Origin of the sequence: Clostridium caldaquaticum (assembly GCF_023806125.1) — a bacterium.
GTDB lineage: Bacteria > Bacillota > Clostridia > Clostridiales > Clostridiaceae > Clostridium_AT > Clostridium_AT caldaquaticum.
Genome location: NZ_JAMSKT010000017.1, coordinates 26926 through 48824 on the forward strand (window position 1 = coordinate 26926; position 21899 = coordinate 48824).

The window sequence follows — 21899 nt, forward strand, 5'->3', positions numbered from 1 at the left end:
ACTATGCATTTATATTTTCAGCTTATTTTGTTAAGGAATATATATTTTTATACAAGTATATATGTGATATTATAATAATAAAAATAGAAGGTAACTTAAAAGCAACGGAAATTTCTTCAAACATTTGTTTGAATGCTTCACATAGGTTTTCGTTTTAAACATAGCTTTAAATTTTTCTAAATGGAGTTTATGAGAGCGTAAATTATAAATGAAAGGGGTTTAGAAAAGTGAATGGTTTTTGGGATTTGGTATTGTTTTTTGCAATATATTCATTTTTAGGGTGGTTGATGGAAACAATATTTGCAAGCATAAATGAAAGAAAGTTTATCAATAGAGGGTTTTTAAATGGATTCTTTTGTCCAATCTATGGATTTGGTGCTATACTGATAGTTCAATTTTCAAAGTGGATTATTTTTGTTTTTAAAGATTATTCAACATCATTATTAATAAGCATAGTGTTTTCTACTATTTTGGTTACTGTATTGGAATATATTACAGGATTTGCTTTAGAGAAGGTATTTAACTGCAAATGGTGGGATTACAGCAATAATGCTATGAATGTTAAGGGATATATATGTTTGAAATATTCACTTCTATGGGGTATTCTGGCGTTTTTATTAGTACAGGTGGTACATCCTACTTTTTCAAAATTGATTTTTTCCGTACCTGTGTCAACAAAGGGCTATATTGCAGCAGTTATAATCTTATACTTTCTTATAGATACTACAAAGTCGGTACTTGAAGCTTTGGATTTAAGGAAAGTGATTATTAATTATACAGATTTACCGGTGAATAAATATTATGAAAAAATTATTAAATATAAAAGGTTTTTCCTTGCATTTCCACGACTGTTAATTTTAAATGCAGGTATTTTAAACCGTGATATAAGGAGCATTCTGAATGATAAAATTGATAAAATCAAAGTTGAAATTAAAAGCAGATTCCGCTAGTGAACAAGAATATAAAGAATGTATTTGTGATTTGATTCAACACGATATGGTAAAATCAATGAAAAATTTTATACAGCATGGTGATATAAACTGTCTTGAGCACAGTTTATATGTTTCATATATCAGCTTTATGATATGCAGAAAGCTGAGACTTGACTACCGTTCAGCAGCCAGAGGTGGACTGCTGCATGACTTTTTCCTGTATGACTGGCATATAGGGAAGCCATATAAAGGATTACATGGATTTATTCATCCATATATTGCATTACAAAATGCAAACAAATATTTCAATTTGAATAATAGGGAAAAGGACATAATACATAAGCATATGTGGCCTTTAACCTTTAGATTGCCAAGGTATAAAGAAGCTTTTGTTGTGCTAATGGTGGATAAATATTGTGCATCCATAGAGATTATCAAACTTGGAAGTATAAGAACAGTTCATAAACTAAAAAATATATTAGAAATTTGAATTTGTAAGTATTAAGTATTTTTAAGTGAAAATGCTGCATTGTTATAAGGTACTATTGCTGTTAATTAGAAGTCTAATGACTTAAATTTAAAGCAATAGTACCTGATGATAAAGCTATCTTCAAAGGGAAATAGGCATTGTTTGTAAAATTTACTCAATTAAAAATCAGGCAGATTCATATTTTTTATTTTACAAATTACTTCATTAATATTTCGGCAGTTAAATTTTTTTAAAATACTATTTATTTCAGTTTTTAAAGTAGATATTTCAATATGACGATGGTTACATATTTCTAGACGAGTCATTCCTTTTATAAAAAGTTTTATAACTGACGTTTCAGCAGGAGTGAGACGGCTTATTATATTAATATAATTCATTAAATTTTCTTCATTTGTTTTTGCACGTACAAATTCATTTCGTATTTTTTTAGCAATGACAGGTCTAATGGGGGACTGTTCAAAATATGCATCTTTTACTGCATTTATAATTTCGCTAGGTTTAGCATTTTTTAATACATAATCAGTTATACCTAATTTAAAAGCTGAAAAAACAGTTTGATCTTCTTCATGGACTGTAAGGATAACTATTTTAATATCTGGGAATTTTTCTAATATTTCTTTTGAAGCTCTTAAACCAGCATGGCTGTCCTCCATATCAATATCCATAAGGATTACATCAGGCTGATGTATAGCAGTCATTATTACTGCTTCATACCCATTATTAGCAGTACCTACAACTTTAATATTTTCATTCTTTTTTAAAATGTTTTCTATTCTTCGGCATATTGTTTCAATATCATCAACTATTAAGACTTTTATAGAATAAGTATTATTCAAATGTTTCACCTCTTGAATTTAATGAAAATGATTGCCATATAGGGTTGAAATTTTATCAACCATGTTTCATTACAGGTAAAAAGATTTTTAATATAGTTCCTTTTTCAAGTTCGCTTTCAACGATTACCTTCCCTTTATGAGCACATACAATTTTATGAACATAGGATAAACCTATGCCCCAGTTCAATCGTGAAGATTTAGTTGTAAAAAAAGGTTCAAAAATTTTATTTAAAATTTTTTTATCTATTCCGCAGCCGGTATCTTCTATTGATATAATACCCCAGTTATTTAATTTTTGTAAAGTAATTGTTATTGTTCCTTCCTTTCCTTTTATAGCTTCAATAGCATTATTAAGAATAACGCATATGCATTCTGTCATATGTTCTATATCTATAAGACATATTGGTAAATTACTGTCATACTTTTTTATTAAAGAGATATTAGATGGTATTTTACATTGATAATTTAACGCGTTTTCAACAGGCATAGATAATTTGACAGCATTCATGTTTATGTATATTGTATTAAAGCGCTGATGAAGGGTATTTAATCTATCAATACTTTGATTTACAGTAGAAATAATATTTTGTGTAATTTTTTTAATTTCATCGTAATTTTCATAAGTTTCTTTCAGATATTCTGCGTCACTTAGTATGGATATTAACTGATTTTTCATAGAGTGAGAAAAAATTTTAGCTCCAATATTTGCAGTTTCTATACTTTTTGAAATTTGAATAGTGTGATTTTTATAAGCATCATCAATTCTTTTTAATTTATATATTGAAAAAATAGTAATAATAAATGACACTATAACAAAATAAGGGAATATGTTGTATATAGCTCTGTTTTTTACTAAATCTATTCGAATAAATTTTATAGTTCCTGCGATAGCAGAAATATTAATAAGTATTTTAGGTGCCCATGAAAAAATAACAAAATAAGGAATTATGATTGAAGTCATAGCAATAATAAGAAAAACAGCATAATTTTTCAGAAAATAATAATTACGCTGTAAATGAGCATTGTATATAAAAATACCTAAAGTTGCAATAAGATAACAGGCGTTAATGATTGATGTAACAGTATGTAATATATTAATAATTATATAAAAATTGTGAAATGAAATTAAAATATATTCTCTGCTAAATAAAAATAGATAAACATTTTTATATATAATAGGATCATATATAATAAATTGAAAAAAAGGAGCAATAAGAAGATAAATTAATATTTTTTTAGTTCTATTTTTTGGAAAAATATTAGTAAATGTTAAAGCAAAGCTAAGTATGCTGTATAAAAATAATAAAACTCCGGCATTTATGAAACGGTTTACTAAAATAATATCTGGATTTAAAGAGTTGACAATTTTCCATAAGTCATTAGGTATTGAAAAAAGATGAAAAGCTATAAATCTATAGTAATTAAGTTTTCCAATATAAAAGATTAAGCTTAATATAGATAAAAACCATCCTAAAACCGATAATAATAAAAACCATAAAAATAGATTTTTTTCATTATCATTGAATATTACCAACATAAAGAAAATAAGAAATAAAATAGATATAAAAAGCATAGATTTGCACCTCTGAATTTTGTAAAGGTTTAAAAATATCAACTTTATTAAGTGTATAATAAAAACTATAATTACATTGAACAAAACAGTTGGAGACGATAGGACAATTTAATTATAAAATGTTTTATTGTCTTTAGCAACAAGTATAAAGTAAGGGGGAAAAGTGATGAAAAAAATTTGTCTTTTTATTCTTGCAGTATTTATGCTTTTTAACTTAGCAGGCTGCAAGAATAATACTCCAAGTAATAATTCTTCAAATCAAGAAAAGTATAAGTACTCAGGTACTGTATTACAAGTTACGCAGTATGGTACAGTTGAAGGATTACTTGATAATACTACAAATACTTTACAATGGTTAGGAGTTCCTTATGCGAAGCCTCCTGTTGGGGAATTGAGATGGAAAGCACCTCAAAATCCAGAAAAATGGAATAATACATTAGAAACAAAACAATATAAAAATAAAGCTGTACAGTTATCAGGGAAAGAGGTTATAGGAAGTGAAGATTGTCTTTATTTAAATATTTGGAGACCAAATACTAAAGATGAAAATATTCCTGTAATGGTTTTTGTACATGGCGGAGGTAATATAACAGGTTCTGGTGAATCTTTTAAAGGAGATGTACTTGCTCAAAAATCTAACAGTATTATTATTTCAATAAATTATCGTTTAGGACCTATGGGATGGTTTTTAAATGACGCTTTAAAAGACGGTGATAAGCTTAATGATTCAGGAAATTATGGATTATTAGATATTTTTAAAGCTTTAGAATGGGTACAAAATAATATTGCAAGCTTTGGAGGAAATCCTAAAAATGTTACTCTTTCTGGTCAATCTGCAGGAGCAAGAGATGTGTTAGCTAGTTTAATTTCTCCATATTCAAAAGGTTTGTATCAAAAAGCTATACCTTTAAGCGGAGGATTAACTTTAGCAGAACCAGAAGAAGGTAAAAAATTCACTCAAGAGATAATTAAAAAGTTAGTAATTAAAGATGGTAAAGCTTCAAATGATGAAGAAGCACAAAAATGGATTGAATCACAGTCTTCAAAGGATTTAGCTGCTTATTTAAGAGGAAAAGATGCTAAAGAAATTGTACCTTTATATGGTACTGTGGCTATAAAAATGGGTCAATTCCCTCATTTATACAAAGACGGAAATGTAATTCCTAAAGAAGGTTTTGAATTGTTAAAAACAGGTAATTACAATAAGGTTCCAATTATAATAGGAAGTATGGCAAATGAATTTGCTGGTTTTGCTGCAATGGATCCCTATTTTGAAGGAGCTGTTTTAAATGGAAAAATATATAGTGATCCAGAAAAACTTAAAATATTAAACGATGCTGTAACATATGGCAGTAAGATGTATGCAGGATTTAACGCTGATAAAGTAGCAGATTTATTAATTGTTAATAAAGATCAACCATCTGTATATGCATATAGATGTGCATGGGGAACTCAGGAAGGAGTTATTACGAATAATACTAAATTATTTGCGGCTGCTCATGGTGTTGATGTAGATTTAATAACAGCAAATTATGCTTTTGGAAATTACTTTAAAGGTTTTTATACAGAGGAAAATAAACCAGGAAGAACAGAATTATCTAATATGATGATGACTTATATAAAGAATTTTTTACACACAGGAGATCCAAATGGAGATAATTTGCCTAAATGGACAAAATGGCAGACTGCTGCTGATTCAGATAAAATTTTAAGACTTGATGCTGATACTACAAAAGCAACAGCTGTTATGTCAAAAGAACATTTGGTAAAAGAAGAAATAATAAAAGAAATGAATGATAATTTACCAAAGAACGAAAAGGATATAATTATTGAAAAACTATTAAAAGGCCGTTTCTTTTGGGAGTATTAATAATAAGTAATATTATAAAAACAGCAGGATTGAATATATTCCTGTTGTTTTTAATTTTACACAATTTTATATTGATTATGTTATAATGTAAATAAAATGTAAACTATTGCTTAAAATAAATATTTTAAAAAGGGGAATTTTAATGGTAAAAAAATATATTGCATATATGACTTTATTATTTATTGTTATTTTATTAGTCATAGGATGTAGTAATTTTTTAACGAATGAATCAAAAGAATTAATTGATAGACAGGCTCAATTTTCTGAAAAAAATGTAAAATTGAAAGTAATTACTTGGACTGACGAAAAGATTCCAATGGAAAAAATAATTACAGAATTTAATAAAAAATTTCCTAATATTACTGTTGAATGTACTATAATATCATCAATAGATTATGTAGACAGTATAAATAAATTTCTTGCTAATAAGGAGAATATAGATTTAATTTGCATAGTTTCTCCCGATATGTATTCTCAGCTTGCAGATAATAAACAACTAGAACCACTTAATGATTTTGTTTACAGAGATAAATTTGATATGTCTCCATATGGAAATGTTATAAATGATTTAACTTTTGAAGGAAAATATTATGCTGTTCCTTATAGAAATAATGTATTTCTTATGTATTACAATAAAACTATATTTGACAATGCAGGTATACCATATCCTACAGAAAATTTTACCTGGGATGATTTTAGAAAAACTGCTAAAAAATTGACCAAAGGTTCTGGAAAGGATAAAATCTGGGGAGCTTTTATTCAAGCATATCCGTATTTATGGACGATTTCTGCACTTCAAAATGGAAAAAGCTTACTAGATGATGATTTGACTCCTTTTATAGATGCCTTACAGTTTACTGTTGATCTTCAAAATGACGGCAGTGTGCTTACAGCAGCACAAATTAAAGAACAGGGGCTGATTAAAGGGGGGTCGGTTACTATGTTTGGAGGTAATAAAGTTGCAATGATGCCTATGGGGGAATGGACAGCATGGCAGCTTCGGGCTATGAAAAACAGAGAAAATTTTCAATGGGATGTTGCCCCAATGCCATATCCTAAAGGAGGCAGTCCAAATGTGACTATAGGTTCATCAACTTTAATGGGTATTTATGCTAATTCTAAAAATAAAGAAGCAGCTTGGGAATTTCTTAAATATTATTGTGGTGAAGAAGGGGCTTGTATATATGCTGAAAATGGCAGTATTCCTGGAGCTGTAACATCTCATGTGAAAAAGATATACGTAGGTGATAACACGAAAGATCCTAAAAATATAGGAGCATTTTTAAATTCCGTAATAGAGCCTTGTATGCCGGTATTTCCAAAATCCAGCCAGCTTTCAAAATTAGTTGAAGAAGAATTTCAACTTGCAATGAATGGAATAAAAACTCCAGAAGAAGCAGTACGTGCAGTAGAAAAACGGCGGAAGGAATTAATGAAATAAAATACAGCAACTTAAATCAATTATAAAAAATTGTTTATTTTTAAATAAATTATGATATTATATAAATAAGAAATGCTTAGTGCTGGTAAAACACTAAGCATCCTAAGAACATTTATTTTGTTTTAGGGTTATTGGACGAATTGAATAGGTATTTAATTAATAGAGACTAGAGCACTAATCATTGGAGGATGGGTGCTTTTTCTCTTTGCTGTTAATTTTGGAAAATATAATTTTAACTATTCCCCGAATCGCTTATATCTACCAATTCATCAGGGTATGGAGATAAAATAGTCTGCTGCAATATATATTCTTCGTTATACTCAATAGCATAGCCTTTTAAAAGATGAATTAATACGCTCAGCGGAATTTTATTTTCTCTGTATTTTTCTAAAGTGTTCAGAAAAAAATCTTTTTCCTTAGAAGAAAGCTTATCGGAAAAATAGCCGAATATATGCTGAAGAGCATTGATTATGCTTGTGTATCTTGGAGTTTTAGCAAAGGCTGAGGATAAGTGCTTTTCATAATCTTTTATCAGCTCATCGAAGCTATTTTTTTCATGATTTGCAATAATCCTTCCAAGGAGTTTCTGCTCCTTTTGATTATAAGCCATGAATAAATATTTATTATCGCTTTGAAATTTTATTAATTCTGCCATAGAGTTTGATTTTTTTATTTGGCGAAACCTATAAAAAAGAAAAAGCTTAGTTAAAAAATGCTCTCTTATTTTAAAATTGGTTAACCTTCCTTCTTCTTCAATAGCCTTTTCAGAAAACTTTTCTAAAACAGCTTTGGCAAATAGGCCTGAACCTTTTACAGAGCCGCTGGTATTTTCTTTTCCTAAAAATATTTTTACATCTTTTATACCGCAGGAAGGTGAACGTCCCTTTAATATAAAGCCATCTATTTCAGGCAGAGAGGATAAAAAATCTTCTGAGAATTTGTTCATATCTGCAGTTAAGTCCTTGCCAGTAGAAGGCTGATAGAGAATAAGATTATTCTTTTCTGAAACAACACGAATAGGGTCTCTTGGAATTGGAAGCCCTATGCCTACTTCGGGACAAACTGTTATATAGTTAACAAAATTACCTAATTTTTGGACAAATTTATCAGGCTTTATATCACCGTTATACCTGCAGTAGTCAAATCCAAGGCATCTGCTTACAACTACAGTTGGTTTTAAATTATTTTCCATTGCTATACCTCGTGCATTTTTTTAATGATTTTATTTTACCAAAATTTAAGTAATATATGCAATCTTAGGTAATAATTCTATGGAATTATTAATTTTCTGTATAGGTTTTGCTGTAATTTATTGCAAAATTACGAAAAAGCTGAACAGTAGGACTCATATATTTATCCTTCATATAAGCAATATAAATAAAACGTTCATGAGGCGGATTTAAAATTGGCAGAACTTTTACATCAAAATGATTCAGCATCCATATATGCGGTACAACAGCAATGCCGTAATTTATAGAGACAAGTCCCGCAACAGCGCTGTCCTCTTCAACTTCACATATAATTTTTGGAGTAATATTAACTTTGTTAAAAAGATTGTCTATTATGGGGCGAATACCGCTTTCTTTACTGTAATATACAAAGGGGAAAGGAGCAGTATCTTTTAAATCAATGCTGTCATAAGCTGCAAGAGGGTGTTTATTTGAAACAATGAGTACAAGTTCCTGCTCAATTAAAGGTATAAAATTAATATCAGGTTCATTTGCTGCAAAAGAGCAGAATGCCAAATCGAATTTTTCCTCTTTAAGACCTTTAATAATAGCTTGGGTAGTTCCCTGGCTGAAGTTAAAGGATATATTTTCAAAGTCCTTGTTGCTGAAAAATTTTTGTATCATTTTAGGTACAAAATGCGGGCCTAAAGTATAAATAAAAGCTAAATCAACAGTACCATGAGAGGGACTAATAAGCTCTCTTAGTTCTTTTTCACCTTTTTCAAGTTCGCTTAGTGCATTATCTACATAATTAAGAAAAAAACGGCCATACTTTGTTAAACGAACGTTTCTTCCCCGCTTTTCAAAGAGATAAGTTCCTAAATCTTTTTCCAGTTCAGAAATAGCATAAGTTAAAGTAGGCTGGGTTATAGACAGCTTTTCTGCTGCCAGTGTATAATGTTCAAGTTTTGCTAAAACTCTAAAATACTCTAGATGTTTTAAGTTCACTTAATTTCCTTCCTTCCTTTTTTATATATCAATAGTATAACAAAATTCATAGAAAAATTCTATTAATTAAGCTAAAAATATCGATTAGATTTATAATAAAATTCATATTATAATAGAATTGCGTTAATGATTTAACAACATAAAATGGTTTTGATAAAGATGTTCAATTTCTAAACTGATTTATAGAATAATAAAAGTAAGCTGTATACGTGAAAATCAGTAACATATAGTAAGTTTCATATTAGTTAGAATTAAATATGGAGGTAAAAATATGACAAAATACCCTAATATTTTTAGCCCATTTAAGGTTAAAAACATGACAATAAAAAATAGGATAATAATGCCGCCAATGGGTACAAATTATGCAGGACAAAATGGCGAGATTAACGCTGAACATATTAAGTATTATGAGCAAAGAGCTAAAGGGGAAACAGGATTAATAATAGTAGAAAATGCAGCAGTTGATTTTCCTTTAGGATCAAATGGTACAACACAGCTTAGAATCGACCATGACAGTTTTATACCAGCACTTTATAAGCTTACAGAAAGACTTCATAAATATGGTGCTTGTGTGGCAATGCAGATTAACCATTCAGGTGCTTCTGCAGTTCCAGACAGAATAGGCTGCCAGCCGGTTTCATCTTCAAATATTCCTTCTAAAACTGGAGGAGCAGTTCCAAGACCATTAGAAAAAGAAGAAATATTAGATATAGTTGAAAAGTACGGAAAAGCAGCAAGAAGAGTGCAGATAGCCGGATTTGATGCGGTAGAAATACATGCTGGTCACTCATATTTGATTTGTCAATTCTTATCCCCTATTTATAATAAGCGTGAGGATGAATTCGGCGGAAGTCTTAAAAATAGAGCTAGATTTGCAAGAATGGTAATTGACAGTGTAAGAGCAAATGTAGGACCAATGTTTCCGATTTTCCTTAGAATTAGTGCAGATGAGCTTCTAGAGGGAGGAAACACTTTAGAAGACATTCTAAAAATATTAGAGTACTTAAATGATGAAGTAGACGTATTTAATGTTTCAGCAGGGCTTAATGATTCTCTTCAATATCAAATAGACAACATGAATCTTGAAGACGGATGGCGTTCATATATGTCTAAGGCAGTAAGAGAAAAATTCAATAAACCAACAATAACAACAGGAAATATAAGAAATCCAGAAGTTGCTGAGAAACTTTTAGCTGAAGGACATGCTGATTTAATAGGAATTGGTCGTGGATTAATTGCAGATCCTAATTGGGTTTTAAAAGTTAGAACTAACCAGGAAGATATGATAAGAAAATGTATCTCCTGTAATATAGGATGTGCTGGGCATAGAATAGGTTTAAACAGACCTATAAGATGTACTATGAATCCAGATACTATATATGAAGATGCTTATAAGAGCAGAAGAGTTAAAAAGCCAACAAATGTAGTAGTTATCGGTGGCGGAACTGCTGGACTTGAAGCAGCCTGCACTGCTGCAGAAGTAGGATGTACAACTTTCTTATTTGAACAAAAGAAAGAGTTAGGCGGACTTGCAAGAGAAATCTCCAAGCTTCCAGACAAGAATAGAATTTCATGCCTGCCTAAATATTTAATAAATAGAGCTGGAAAGTTAAATAATTTAATTGTTTATACCGATACAAAAGCACATGTAAAAGCTATTGAAAATCTTAAACCTGACGTTATAGTAAATGCTACTGGTTCCAAACCATTACTGCCTCCTATTAAAGGTCTGTTAGAACGTATCGATAAAGAAGGAGAAAAGATATACTCAATTATTGGACTTTTAAATAATATTGATAAGTTTGAAAATGTTAAAGGCATGAAAATAGCAGTTGTAGGCGGAGGAGCTGTAGGACTTGATGTTGTTGAGTTCTTTGCAGAAAGAGGAGCAGAGGTTTCAATAGTTGAAATGATGCCTATGCTTGGAAGAGACTTAGACGTAATAACTAAGCTTTCAATGATGGATATTATTAAGAAACATAATGTAGATGTCCATACAAGTACAGCACTAGTTGAAGTAGCTTCAGATCATTTTAAAGTAAAGAAAGATGATATAGAATTAAACTTAGAGTTTGATTATGGATTTGTATGTCTTGGTATGAGATCTGAAAATTCAGGACTGAATGAACTGCTTGAGTATTTTGGAGATAAAAATGTAGAAATAATTAATATCGGTGATAGTGCCAGAACAAGAAAGATAATAGACGGTATGGCAGAAGGCAGAGATATAATACTTACATTAGAAAAGATAGGTGCATTGCAGGAATATAATACAGATGCAGCAGTTCATGTAATTAATATAGGGAATATTGTAAAGCCTAGAAAGACAAAAGAAGATAATTCAATAGCCGTTCAAAACATAAAAGCAATATAATATTTATAATAACTTGCTATTCTGCTTTGCATAAGCTGCAGCAGAATAGCAAGAATAATAACATTATATGTTAAGTTAATAACTTAACACACTAAAGGTTTCATAGAAGTAATATTTTTATAAAAGGAGAGATTTATTATGGCAGAACGTATAACAGGACACACAGAACTTATTGGATTAATTGCTTATCCTATAAGACACTCAAGTTCACCTAGAATGCACAATGAAGCATTTGCAAAGCTAGGACTTGACTATGCATACTTAGCATTTGAAGTTGATAACAGCACATTGGAAGATACTATTAAAGGCTTTAGAGCAATGAAGGTAAGAGGATGCAACGTATCTATGCCAAATAAAACAGTTGTTCATAAGTATCTTGATAAATTATCACCTGCAGCTGAGCTTTGCGGAGCAGTAAATACAATTGTAAATGACAATGGAGTTTTAACTGGACATATTACTGACGGAATTGGATTTATGTCAGCTTTAAAAGATGCAGGCATTGATATAATAGGAAAGAAAATGACTATAGTTGGAGCAGGCGGTGCTGCAACTGCTATACAAGTTCAGGCGGCTTTAGATGGAGTAGCTGAAATATCTATATTCAATGTTAAGGACAGTTTCTTTGAAAGAGCACAAAAAACAGTAAAAGACATAAATGAAAAGACAAACTGTAAAGCTACATTATATGATTTAGCTGATTTAGATGCATTAAAGAGAGAAATAGAGAGCAGCTTTATATTCACAAATGCAACAGGAGTTGGAATGAAGCCGCTGGAAGGACAGACTTATATTCCAGATAAATCTTTCTTCCGTCCTGACTTAGTTGTAGTAGATATTATTTACTCACCAACAGAAACAGCTATGCTTAAGATGGCAAAAGAAGTTGGATGCAGAACAATGAATGGTCTTGGCATGATGCTTTTCCAAGGAGCAGCAGCTTTTGAATTATGGACAGGACAGCCTATGCCTATTGCTCATATTAAAGAAGTTATGAATATTAAATATTAATTTTAATAAAAACTGAGGGGGAGAACAAAATGGAACAGAATAATAAGAAATACTATTTAACAGCATTTGTACTTTATTTAAACTATTTTATCCACGGTATTGGAGTTTCTATATTAGCTCAATATAAGCAGCAGTTTGCCATGCAATGGGGAGCAAAGAAACTAGCAAATGGCAGCTTTGATGTAAGTTCAGTTGTTATGGTTATTGCTGCATTAGGTCTTGGACGTTTAATTGCTCTTCCTATTGCAGGACCTCTTTCAGATAAACTTGGAAGAAGAATAGCTTCTTTAATAGGTATTGTATCTTACATTATATTCTTCGTAGGTATTGCATTATCTCCAAGTGCATCTGTTGCTTATTTGTTTGCTTTAATGGGTGGTATTGCTAACTCATTCCTTGATACAGGAGTTATACCTGCTTGTATGGAAATATTAGTTAAGTCAACTGGACTTGCAACTATTTTAACAAAGCTTGGAGTATCATTAGGACAGTTTGTACTTCCTATGATGCTTGGCTATGTAGCAGGAAACCAGATGTCCTATAAAACTTTATTCTTTGTAATGCCTGCATTATTTGTTATTATAGCTGTTTTCACAGCAATTATGCCAATGCCTAAATCTTCTTCTGTTAAAAATAGCAGCGTTAAAGAGGAATCATTGCTTAAGAAGATTAAATCAGTTAAGTTTACACCAACAAGCATTGCATTAATATTAATTGGTTTTACTTGTACCTCAACTTTCCAGTTATGGTTAAATTGTATTCAGGAATTTGCTAAATCAACAGGACTAAAGAACCCAAGTGTTATTCAGTCATATTATTCAATAGGTACAATCATTGCGGTTTTAGTTACAGCTGCATTAGTAGGAAAATCAGTAAAACCTGTTAAGATTTTGTTTGTATATCCGCTTATTGCATTAATTATGCTTGTAATTGTTTATGTTGTAAAGACACCGCAAATCACTATAATTGGGGGATTTGTAATTGGTTATTCAGCAGCAGGCGGAGTTCTTCAAATGGCTACTGCAACAATCAATGATATGTTCCCTACTATTAAAGGAACTATCACAAGCATTATTATGATAGCATCAAGTGCTGCAAACTATGCTGTTTTATCAGTAGCAGGTGCTATTACTAGAGCTTATGGTGTTGAAGGTCCAAAATATGTATTATTACTTAACATAGGTATTACATTTGTGGGAGTTTTACTTGCATTATATGTTAATATGAGTTATGCTAAAGCTACAGCTAAGGCAGATAGCGGTGCAGCTGTGCTAGAATAGTATTTTAGGCAAGAAGAATATGGCTTAAGTATTCTTCTTGTTTTTCCAATATAATATTTTAAAATATATTAAGGAGTCTGGAGAGAATTATGAACACAGTAAAAGTTAAAAATGTAGTATTAGGTGATGGTATACCAAAAATCTGCGTACCTATAGTAGCAAAAACTAAAAAAGAAATAATAGAAGAAGCTTTAAGTATTGCAAGTTTACATGTAGATGTAGTAGAATGGCGAGTAGATTGGTTTGAAGATGTTTTTGACATAGAAAAGGTTGAGGATGTTTTAAAGGATTTGGTACATGCTTTAAATGGTATTCCTTTATTATTTACTTTCCGTACTTCTAAAGAAGGTGGAGAAAAAGCTATAGATGCAAAAGCTTATGCAGAGCTTAATAAATCAGTAGCAGCTACTGGTCTTGTAGATTTAGTAGATGTTGAAGCTTTTACAGGAGACGATGTTGTAAAAGATATAATTGAAAGTGCTCACAGCTTTGGTGTAAAGGTTGTTGCTTCAAATCATGATTTCAGTAAAACACCTTCTAAAGATGATATAATCTATCGTTTAAGGAAGATGCAGGATTTAGGAGCAGATATACCTAAAATTGCAGTAATGCCAAAATCCAAATTAGATGTTTTAGAATTATTAGAGGCTACAGTTATTATGTCAGAAAAATATGCAGACAGACCAATAATCACTATGTCTATGGCAGGAACAGGTGTTATAAGCCGTCTGGCAGGTGAAGTATTTGGTTCTGCATTAACCTTTGGAGCAGCAAAGAAGGCTTCAGCACCTGGACAGATAGGTGTAGAAGATTTATATGGAGTATTACAGTTACTTCATAAAAGCATGAACTAAATAGCGATATAGTAAAGGTATATGGGCAGTTAACAATGACTTGATTAAACTATATAATTGATTAAGGTTGTTAACTGCCCTTTTTGGAGGTGTTATAGTGGCAATATTAAAATGGCTGGATGCTAATTTTGAAGAATTTTTAATGGTAACTCTTTTAGCACTAATGACAATAATAATGGGTATACAAGTTTGTGCAAGGTATGTATTTAATTATTCTTTATCCTGGTCTGAAGAAGTGACAAGATATTTGTTTATATGGTCAGCCTTTATGAGCGTAAGCTATTGTACAAAAAAGTGTATTTCAATTAAAATAGAACAAGTGGCTGAATTAATGTCAAAGAGAGGGAAAGCATTTATAAAACTTATTAACCATACTATCGAAATTATATTTTTTATATATATGATACCTTATGCCATGGCGTATTTGCAATCTTCTATACAGAGCGGACAATTAAGTCCAGCTGTTAAAATTCCTATGTATTTTGTTCAAGCTGCACCGCTTTTTAGTTTTACTTTAGCAGCCTTTCGAATAGTTCAAAGATGGGTTATTGAATTTAATATTGTCAGGAAGGGATAAATTATGTCAGCATACGTAGTATTTTTGTTATTTTTTATATTTTTGATAATAGCAATTCCTATATCTATATCTCTTGGAATAGCATCAGTTCTTCCAGGAGCTTTTGACCCATCCTTTACAGCCAGCGGTAAATATATTATTCGTTCAATGCTTGGAGGAATGGATAGCTTTCCGCTTCTTGCTATTCCTATGTTTGTATTATCAGGAATAATAATGGCAAGAGGAGGGGTTTCAAAGAAGCTTTTTGATGTTTTTTCATATTTTTTAGGAAAGCTTACAGCAGGCATGCCTTGTGCTGTTGTTGTAACTTGTCTTTTCTATGGTGCAATTTCTGGTTCTGCACCAGCTACAGTAGCAGCTGTGGGAAGTATGACAATTCCTGTACTTAATAGTTTAGGATACGATAAGGTTTTTTCTACGGCGCTTGTAGCAGTGGCAGGAGGCTTAGGGGTTATTATACCTCCAAGTATTCCTTTTATACTTTATGGAATGGCTTCCGGTCAATCAATAGGAGATTTGTTTATAGCTGGTGTACTTCCAGGGCTTTTAATCGGCGGACTTTTAATGGTTTATGCTTATTATTACTGCAGGAAAAATGGTGAAGATAAAGAAAAGATAAACGCTGTTGTATGTGAACTTCATAAAAAAGGGTTAAAGAAAATATTAGCAGAAAGCTTTTGGGCAATTTTAACTCCGGTTATTATTTTAGGAAGTATTTATAGCGGTATAGCATCTCCTACAGAAGCCGCAGTATTATCAGTATTCTATGCCTTGGTTATAAGCCTTTTTGTATATAAAACTATAAAGTTAAAGGATTTGTGGCTTATACTTGTAGAAGCGGTAAGAACTTTTTCGCCAATTTTGTTTATACTTGCAGCTTCAGCAGCTTTTTCAAAGGTTCTTACACTTATGCAGGTTTCACAGACAATTAGCACATGGATATCGGCTAATGTATCAAACAAGATAATTATGCTTATTGTAATTAATATTTTACTGCTGTTTGTTGGAATGGTAATGGATACAACTCCAGCTATTTTAATATTAACACCGATACTGCTGCCCATTGTAGCAAGTTTTGGAGTTTCACCTATTCATTTTGGTGTAATCATGGTAGTTAACCTAGCTATTGGTTTTGTAACACCGCCTATTGGAGTAAATTTATTTGTGGCAAGTTCTTTAATGGATATTCCTGTTGTAAAGATTGCAAGCAAGGCTATACCTCTTATCATATATTTCTTAATTGCATTACTTTTTATAACATATATACCATCAATCAGCTTAGTATTAGTAGGGTAGGTGTCTGAATATGAAAAAAGCAAAAAAAATAATAACTCTTATATTAATGACAGGTATCCTATTATCAGCAGCGGGATGCAGCAGTAGTGGAAATAAAGAAGAGGTACAGCGTTATGCATGGCCACTTGGAACAGCAAGTCCAGAGGATACTGTTACACATATTTATGCGAAGAAATTTTCAGAGGAAGTAAACCGCTTAAGCGGCGGCAGGATGAAAATAGAAGTATATCCAAATAGTGTACTAGGTGGAGACAGAGAGCTACTTGAAACCTGTAAAGATGGGGATATACCTTTTGTAGTTCAAAATACTGCTCCGCAGGTAACTTTTATGAAAGAGATATCAGTATTTGATATTCCGTCAGTTTTTTCCAACATAGAAGAGGCAAGACAGGCTATTGATAATAAAGAATTTTACAGCTTGATTGAAAAGGTATATGAAAAAGCAGGTTATAAATTATTAGGCTACGCAGATCAAGGCTTTAGAGTTATGACTACAAATAAGAAAGTTGAGTCTTTAAAGGATTTTAAAGGACAGAAGATAAGAACCATGGAGAACTCTAATCATATAGCCTTTTGGAAATCATTAGGTGCAAATCCTACACCTATGACCTTCAGCGAAGTTTACATAGGACTTCAGCAAGGAACTATAGATGCACAGGAAAACCCTTATGAAGTTATTGTATCAAGTAAAATTTATGAGCAGCAGAAATATGCTGTAGATACAAATCATCTTCCTCATCTTATATCTCTTATAGTAAGTGATGAGTTTTATAAAAAACTGCCAAAGGAAAAGCAGGAGATTATTGATAAAGCAGCAGAAAGTGCAAAAGAGTATGCAAGAGAAGCAGCAGATAAACGTATTGCTGAAAAAATAAAGAGTATACAATCAAAGGGGACAGAGATTATAGAAGTTAATGAGAAGCTGAGAGAAGAAATTAAAGAAGCTTCAAAACCTGTTTATGACAGCATTCGTAAGCAAGCTGGGGATAAAATTGTGGATGCATATTTAAGTAAAAAATAATAATATTAAATATAATAGCGATAACTGAAAAATAAGTTTTTTCAGTTATCGCTTTATAGTTTAAAATAAATCTCATATTCATTTGAAGTTTTAACAAATAATTTAAAATTTACGAAGTTATTAATTGTTTGTTAATTTATTATTTGCAGCTTATACTAACCAGTTCTTGTTGTTCAATGCATTGTATTACATTGTCTACAACTTCATCAAAAGATTTATCATTCATAACTTCAATATCACAGTATTTTTTGTATAAAGGATATCTTTCTTTAAAAAGATTATGAATTCTGGATACATCTCCGGATAATAGTGGTCTGGTAGATGCATCAATATCTCCAAGTATTTTTTCTACAGGACGATTTATAAAAATTATTACTGAATTTTTGTGGAGTACTTCCATGTTGGAGGGAATTTTTACCGCACCTCCTCCGGTAGATATAACGCAAGGATAATTTTCAGCCAATTCTTTTATGGCTTCGCTTTCTATTTTCCTAAAATGATCTTCACCATGCTTAAAAATATCTTTTATAGAACATCCTTCTTTTTTTATGATATATTCATCTACATCATAAAAGGTAAGTCCAAGTCTTTCAGATACAGCCTTTCCCATAGTTGTTTTGCCGCTCCCAGGCATTCCTATGAAAACAATATTTTTATTCATTTTAATTCCCCCTTTTTAATAGAACACTTCAAGGATATAACCTTAATAGTTTTCGTCAAACTTTTTATAATTACCTAAAATTTTGAAATACCTGCTGTTGTTTTTTACAGCTTCAATGGCTAACTGTACCGTTTCATCTTTAAGGTTTCCTTCAAAATCTACATAGAAGAAATATTCCCAAGGTTTGTCTTGAAGTGGTCTTGATTCAATTTTAAGAAGGTTTAAATAGTTTTCCGCAAAGCATCTTAAAACATTGTATAATGAACCAACCTTATGGGAAGTGGAAAATACTACGCTAATTTTATTATTGTATGAATCTTCCTTCATATCTCTTGATATAATTACAAACTTTGTAGTGTTGTTACTGTTGAAATTAATGCTTGGTTTAAGAATATCAAGTCCATATAGCTTAGCTGCTCTCTTGCTGCCTATTGCTGCCAATTTTTTATTGTTTTGTTTTTTTACATATTCAGCACTTTTTGCAGTATTTAAGTAAGGGATAAGTGTCCAACTAGGACAATGCTTTAAAAATTCGCTGCATTGACTAAAACCTTGAGGATGAGAGTATACTTCTTCAATATCTTCTAATTTTGCACCTTTTATACCAAGCAGGTTCTGAGCTACTTTTAAGCAGACTTCTCCTGTAATATAAAAATCATATTTGTTTAGCAGGTCATATACCTCAGATATAGCTCCTGTTGAAGAGTTTTCTATTGGCAGTACTCCATAATCAATTTTGCCGTTTTTAAGCTCTATGAATACATCTTCAAAATGTTCTACTGCCTTTCTTTGAACATCATCTCCGAAATATTCAATTAGAGCCTCTTCACTGAAAGAGCCAGGTACTCCCTGAAAGCCGATAACTATTTTATTTTTTTCATAGGAAGATAAAAGTTGATTTTGAAGTTCTTTGCTTATTTTCATAAGAGAATTTAAAAATTCTTCAAGAGCACCTTCAAAGTTTTTATTATTTAAGCTTTGTAATCCTCTTTTAATAACTTCTTCTTCTCTAGTTTTATGAAGTATTGTTAAATTATGCTGTTTCTTGTATTCTGCAATCTTTAATACATACTCCATGCGCTTTTCAAACAATCTAACAAGATCTTTGTCTACGCTGTCAATTTCTTCTCTTAATTTTGATAAATCGTCCATTTTATACACCACCCCGATATTAGTTAGAATATAGTAAATCTAAAACAGCCATAGCTGTTACTGCTTCAACCACAGGTATAGCTCTTTGAACAATACAAGGGTCATGACGGCCCCTAACTTCAAGTTCAGTATTTTCCATTTTAGAAATATTAACAGTTTTTTGAGGCTTACCTATAGAGGGAGTAGGCTTAAAAGCAGCTTTGAAAATTAATGGCATTCCGTTTGTAATTCCGCCTAAAATACCGCCATTGTTATTTGTTAGAGTCTGTACTTTGCCGTTCTCTATATAAAATTCATCATTTGCCTGTGAGCCTCTTAAGCTTGAAATGCTGAATCCAGCTCCAAATTCTACACCTTTAACTGCAGGAATAGAGAATAAAAGATGGGCTAAGGTGCTTTCTACAGAATCAAAGAAAGGTGAACCTAAACCGGCAGGTAAATTAATAGCAGCTGCTTCTATTACTCCTCCTACAGAATCTAAATTTTTTTTTGCCTCTAAAATTGCATTTTTCATTTCTTCTTCTTTTTGCTCGTTTATAACAGGGAAGCTTTTTTTATGAAGTTCTTTTAAAGAGGTTAGCTCAATATTTACTTTATCAAAAGGAGTATCATATATATTTCCTATTTGATATATGTGACTTCCAATATAAATATCTTTTTCAGCTAAAATCTGTTTTGCAATAGCTCCTGCAAAAACCAGCGGTGCTGTTAAGCGGCCGGAAAAGTGTCCTCCGCCTCTATAATCATTGAAACCTTTGTATTTAATAAATCCTGTATAATCTGCATGGCCTGGACGCATAGCATTTTTAAGCTCACTATAATCTTTTGAATGCTGGTCTTTATTCCATATAACAGCACAAAGAGGTGTGCCTGTTGTAGACTCATTAAAATACCCGCTTAATATTTCAAAACTATCCTTTTCATTTCTTGGGGTTGAAAACTCATTTTTTCCTGGAGCCCTTCTTCCCATTTCAAACTGTATTTCTTCTAAATCTAATTTTATTCCAGAAGGTAGTCCGTCAATTGTTATGCCGATTCCTTTTCCATGAGATTCACCAAAAATTGAAAATTTAATTCTCTGTCCCCAGACTCCACTCATCCAATTTACCTCCTAATGTAGCAAAATCTTTGAAAAATTCAGGATAAGATTTTTTTACAGCATCGCTGTTTGTAATAATTACAGGTTCTGTACATTTTATAGAAGCAATAGAAAGTGCCATTGCGATGCGGTGGTCATTCCAGCTGTCTACTATTCCACCTTTAAGTTTTTTCTTACCATGAATAATTAAACTATCCTGAAGCTCTTTTATATCTGCTCCTAATTTATTTAATTCAGTTGTAGTTGATTTTAAACGGTCAGATTCTTTTATGCGCAGTCTTGCTGCATTTATAATTCTTGTTGTACCTTCACTTAAGGCTCCTAAAACTGCTAATATAGGAACAAGGTCGGGACACTGGGAAGCATCAATTGTAATTCCTTTTGTTTTTGAAGCTTTTGTAGTTATTATATCTTCTGAAACAGATATATTTCCGCCCATTTCTTTAATAATATCTACAATAACCTTATCTCCCTGCAGTGAATTAATATTTAAATCCATGCAATTCACTTGTTCACCAAGAATTCCGGCTGCAAGATAGAAAGCTGCCTGAGAAAAGTCACCTTCAACTTTGTAATTTTTAGCTTTATATTTCTGATTTCCTTGTATATAAAACTCTTTATAAGAGTTATTTTCTATTTCTACAGAAAACTGACGTAAAATATCTAAGGTTAAATCCACATATCCTTTGGATTCTAACTCTGTAGTTACAATAATTCTGGAGTCTCCTTCCAATAAGGGAAGGGCAAACAAAAGACCAGTAATGAATTGAGAGCTGATATTTCCTTCTATTTCATAATCTCCAGGTTTAAGCTTTCCTTGCAAAGTAAGAGGCAAGCCTTCTTCATTACAATACTTAATATTTTGGGTTTTAAAAAGTTTATAGTAAGGAGTGAGAGGACGGCTTTTCAATCTTCCTCTTCCGTTAAAGGTTATTCTATTTCCTGTTAAGAGAGCGATAGGAATAAGAAAACGTAAAGTTGAGCCTGATTCAATGCAGTCAATTTCTTCAGCTACTGCTTGAAGTGTGGAAGCTCCTTTAATGTCTAGACGGTCTAAGTTTTTTTCTATTTCTATTCCTAAGGACTTCATGCCATTACAGGTGGCAGTAATGTCCTCAGAAAATATTACATTTTCTATATTGCTTTTTCCATTTGCAAGACTAGCAGCAATAATTGCTCTATGGCAAAGACTTTTTGATGGTGGAATTTTAATACTGCCTTTAAGTCTTGAGGGTATAATTTTTATAGAGCTCAA

General features: G+C 31.5%; 19 protein-coding genes. 11 read left to right on the forward strand and 8 right to left on the reverse strand.

Features of this window, described 5'->3' with window-relative positions; genetic code table 11:
• The first annotated feature begins 227 nt into the window (after positions 1 to 227).
• Positions 228 to 950 (forward strand): putative ABC transporter permease, encoded by a 723-nt coding sequence (locus tag M2651_RS11215; protein ID WP_252132438.1) that lies wholly within the window; start codon positions 228 to 230, stop codon positions 948 to 950.
• Positions 901 to 1422: an HD domain-containing protein gene (locus tag M2651_RS11220; RefSeq protein WP_252132439.1), complete on the forward strand. Its 522-nt coding sequence runs from the start codon at positions 901 to 903 to the stop codon at positions 1420 to 1422. The genes M2651_RS11215 and M2651_RS11220 overlap by 50 nt, the downstream gene beginning before the upstream one ends.
• A 158-nt stretch (positions 1423 to 1580) precedes the next feature.
• Here the strand turns inward: M2651_RS11220 and M2651_RS11225 are convergent, their stop codons facing one another.
• Positions 1581 to 2258 carry a response regulator transcription factor gene (locus M2651_RS11225; RefSeq protein ID WP_252132440.1) on the reverse strand — a complete coding sequence of 226 codons (678 nt, stop codon included), beginning with the start codon at positions 2256 to 2258 and terminating at the stop codon, positions 1581 to 1583.
• Between the two features lie 55 nt (positions 2259 to 2313).
• A complete protein-coding gene (locus tag M2651_RS11230; RefSeq protein WP_252132441.1) occupies positions 2314 to 3831 on the reverse strand; it encodes an ATP-binding protein in 1518 nt (505 codons plus the stop codon).
• A gap of 166 nt (positions 3832 to 3997) precedes the next feature.
• Between M2651_RS11230 and M2651_RS11235 the strand changes: the two genes are divergently transcribed.
• Both M2651_RS11235 and M2651_RS11240 read left to right on the forward strand, forming a co-directional pair.
• Positions 3998 to 5701 carry a carboxylesterase/lipase family protein gene (locus M2651_RS11235; protein WP_252132442.1) on the forward strand — a complete coding sequence of 568 codons (1704 nt, stop codon included), beginning with the start codon at positions 3998 to 4000 and terminating at the stop codon, positions 5699 to 5701.
• 142 nt (positions 5702 to 5843) lie between these two features.
• The gene (locus tag M2651_RS11240) at positions 5844 to 7142 is read left to right on the forward strand and encodes an ABC transporter substrate-binding protein (protein WP_252132443.1); all 1299 of its coding nucleotides are present in this window, start codon (positions 5844 to 5846) and stop codon (positions 7140 to 7142) included.
• Positions 7143 to 7374: 232 nt separating this feature from the next.
• Here the strand turns inward: M2651_RS11240 and M2651_RS11245 are convergent, their stop codons facing one another.
• Together M2651_RS11245 and M2651_RS11250 are read right to left on the reverse strand one after the other, a co-directional pair.
• Entirely contained in the window at positions 7375 to 8334 is a 960-nt protein-coding gene (locus M2651_RS11245; RefSeq protein ID WP_252132444.1) for a YbgA family protein, read from the reverse strand.
• Positions 8335 to 8422: 88 nt separating this feature from the next.
• Positions 8423 to 9319 (reverse strand): LysR family transcriptional regulator, encoded by an 897-nt coding sequence (locus M2651_RS11250; protein ID WP_252132445.1) that lies wholly within the window; start codon positions 9317 to 9319, stop codon positions 8423 to 8425.
• Positions 9320 to 9590: 271 nt separating this feature from the next.
• Between M2651_RS11250 and M2651_RS11255 the strand changes: the two genes are divergently transcribed.
• From M2651_RS11255 to M2651_RS11285, 7 genes are all read left to right on the forward strand, one after another.
• Positions 9591 to 11693, forward strand: a complete 2103-nt coding sequence (locus M2651_RS11255; RefSeq protein ID WP_252132446.1) for an oxidoreductase — start codon at positions 9591 to 9593, stop codon at positions 11691 to 11693.
• 138 nt (positions 11694 to 11831) lie between these two features.
• Entirely contained in the window at positions 11832 to 12704 is an 873-nt protein-coding gene (locus tag M2651_RS11260) for a shikimate dehydrogenase (protein WP_252132447.1), read from the forward strand.
• A gap of 29 nt (positions 12705 to 12733) precedes the next feature.
• A complete protein-coding gene (locus tag M2651_RS11265; RefSeq protein WP_252132448.1) occupies positions 12734 to 13984 on the forward strand; it encodes an MFS transporter in 1251 nt (416 codons plus the stop codon).
• A gap of 86 nt (positions 13985 to 14070) precedes the next feature.
• Positions 14071 to 14838 carry a type I 3-dehydroquinate dehydratase gene (aroD, locus tag M2651_RS11270; RefSeq protein ID WP_350338300.1) on the forward strand — a complete coding sequence of 256 codons (768 nt, stop codon included), beginning with the start codon at positions 14071 to 14073 and terminating at the stop codon, positions 14836 to 14838.
• Positions 14839 to 14935: 97 nt separating this feature from the next.
• The gene (locus M2651_RS11275) at positions 14936 to 15415 is read left to right on the forward strand and encodes a TRAP transporter small permease (RefSeq protein ID WP_252132450.1); all 480 of its coding nucleotides are present in this window, start codon (positions 14936 to 14938) and stop codon (positions 15413 to 15415) included.
• A 3-nt stretch (positions 15416 to 15418) separates the two neighbouring features.
• Entirely contained in the window at positions 15419 to 16711 is a 1293-nt protein-coding gene (locus M2651_RS11280) for a TRAP transporter large permease (RefSeq protein WP_252132451.1), read from the forward strand.
• 10 nt (positions 16712 to 16721) lie between these two features.
• Complete coding sequence (locus M2651_RS11285; protein ID WP_252132452.1) at positions 16722 to 17732, forward strand: TRAP transporter substrate-binding protein; 1011 nt, start codon at positions 16722 to 16724, stop codon at positions 17730 to 17732.
• A gap of 139 nt (positions 17733 to 17871) precedes the next feature.
• Here M2651_RS11285 and M2651_RS11290 read toward each other — a convergent pair whose 3' ends face one another.
• From M2651_RS11290 to aroA, 4 genes are read right to left on the reverse strand one after another with little or no spacing between them, the layout of a single operon-like run.
• Positions 17872 to 18393 carry a shikimate kinase gene (locus M2651_RS11290; RefSeq protein WP_286207990.1) on the reverse strand — a complete coding sequence of 174 codons (522 nt, stop codon included), beginning with the start codon at positions 18391 to 18393 and terminating at the stop codon, positions 17872 to 17874.
• Positions 18394 to 18435: 42 nt separating this feature from the next.
• Positions 18436 to 19545, reverse strand: coding sequence for a prephenate dehydratase (gene pheA / locus M2651_RS11295; protein ID WP_252132453.1), 1110 nt, complete (start codon positions 19543 to 19545; stop codon positions 18436 to 18438).
• A 19-nt stretch (positions 19546 to 19564) separates the two neighbouring features.
• Positions 19565 to 20644, reverse strand: a complete 1080-nt coding sequence (gene aroC / locus M2651_RS11300) for a chorismate synthase (protein WP_252132454.1) — start codon at positions 20642 to 20644, stop codon at positions 19565 to 19567.
• Positions 20616 to 21899, reverse strand: a complete 1284-nt coding sequence (aroA, locus tag M2651_RS11305) for a 3-phosphoshikimate 1-carboxyvinyltransferase (RefSeq protein ID WP_252132455.1) — start codon at positions 21897 to 21899, stop codon at positions 20616 to 20618. The genes aroC and aroA overlap by 29 nt, the downstream gene beginning before the upstream one ends.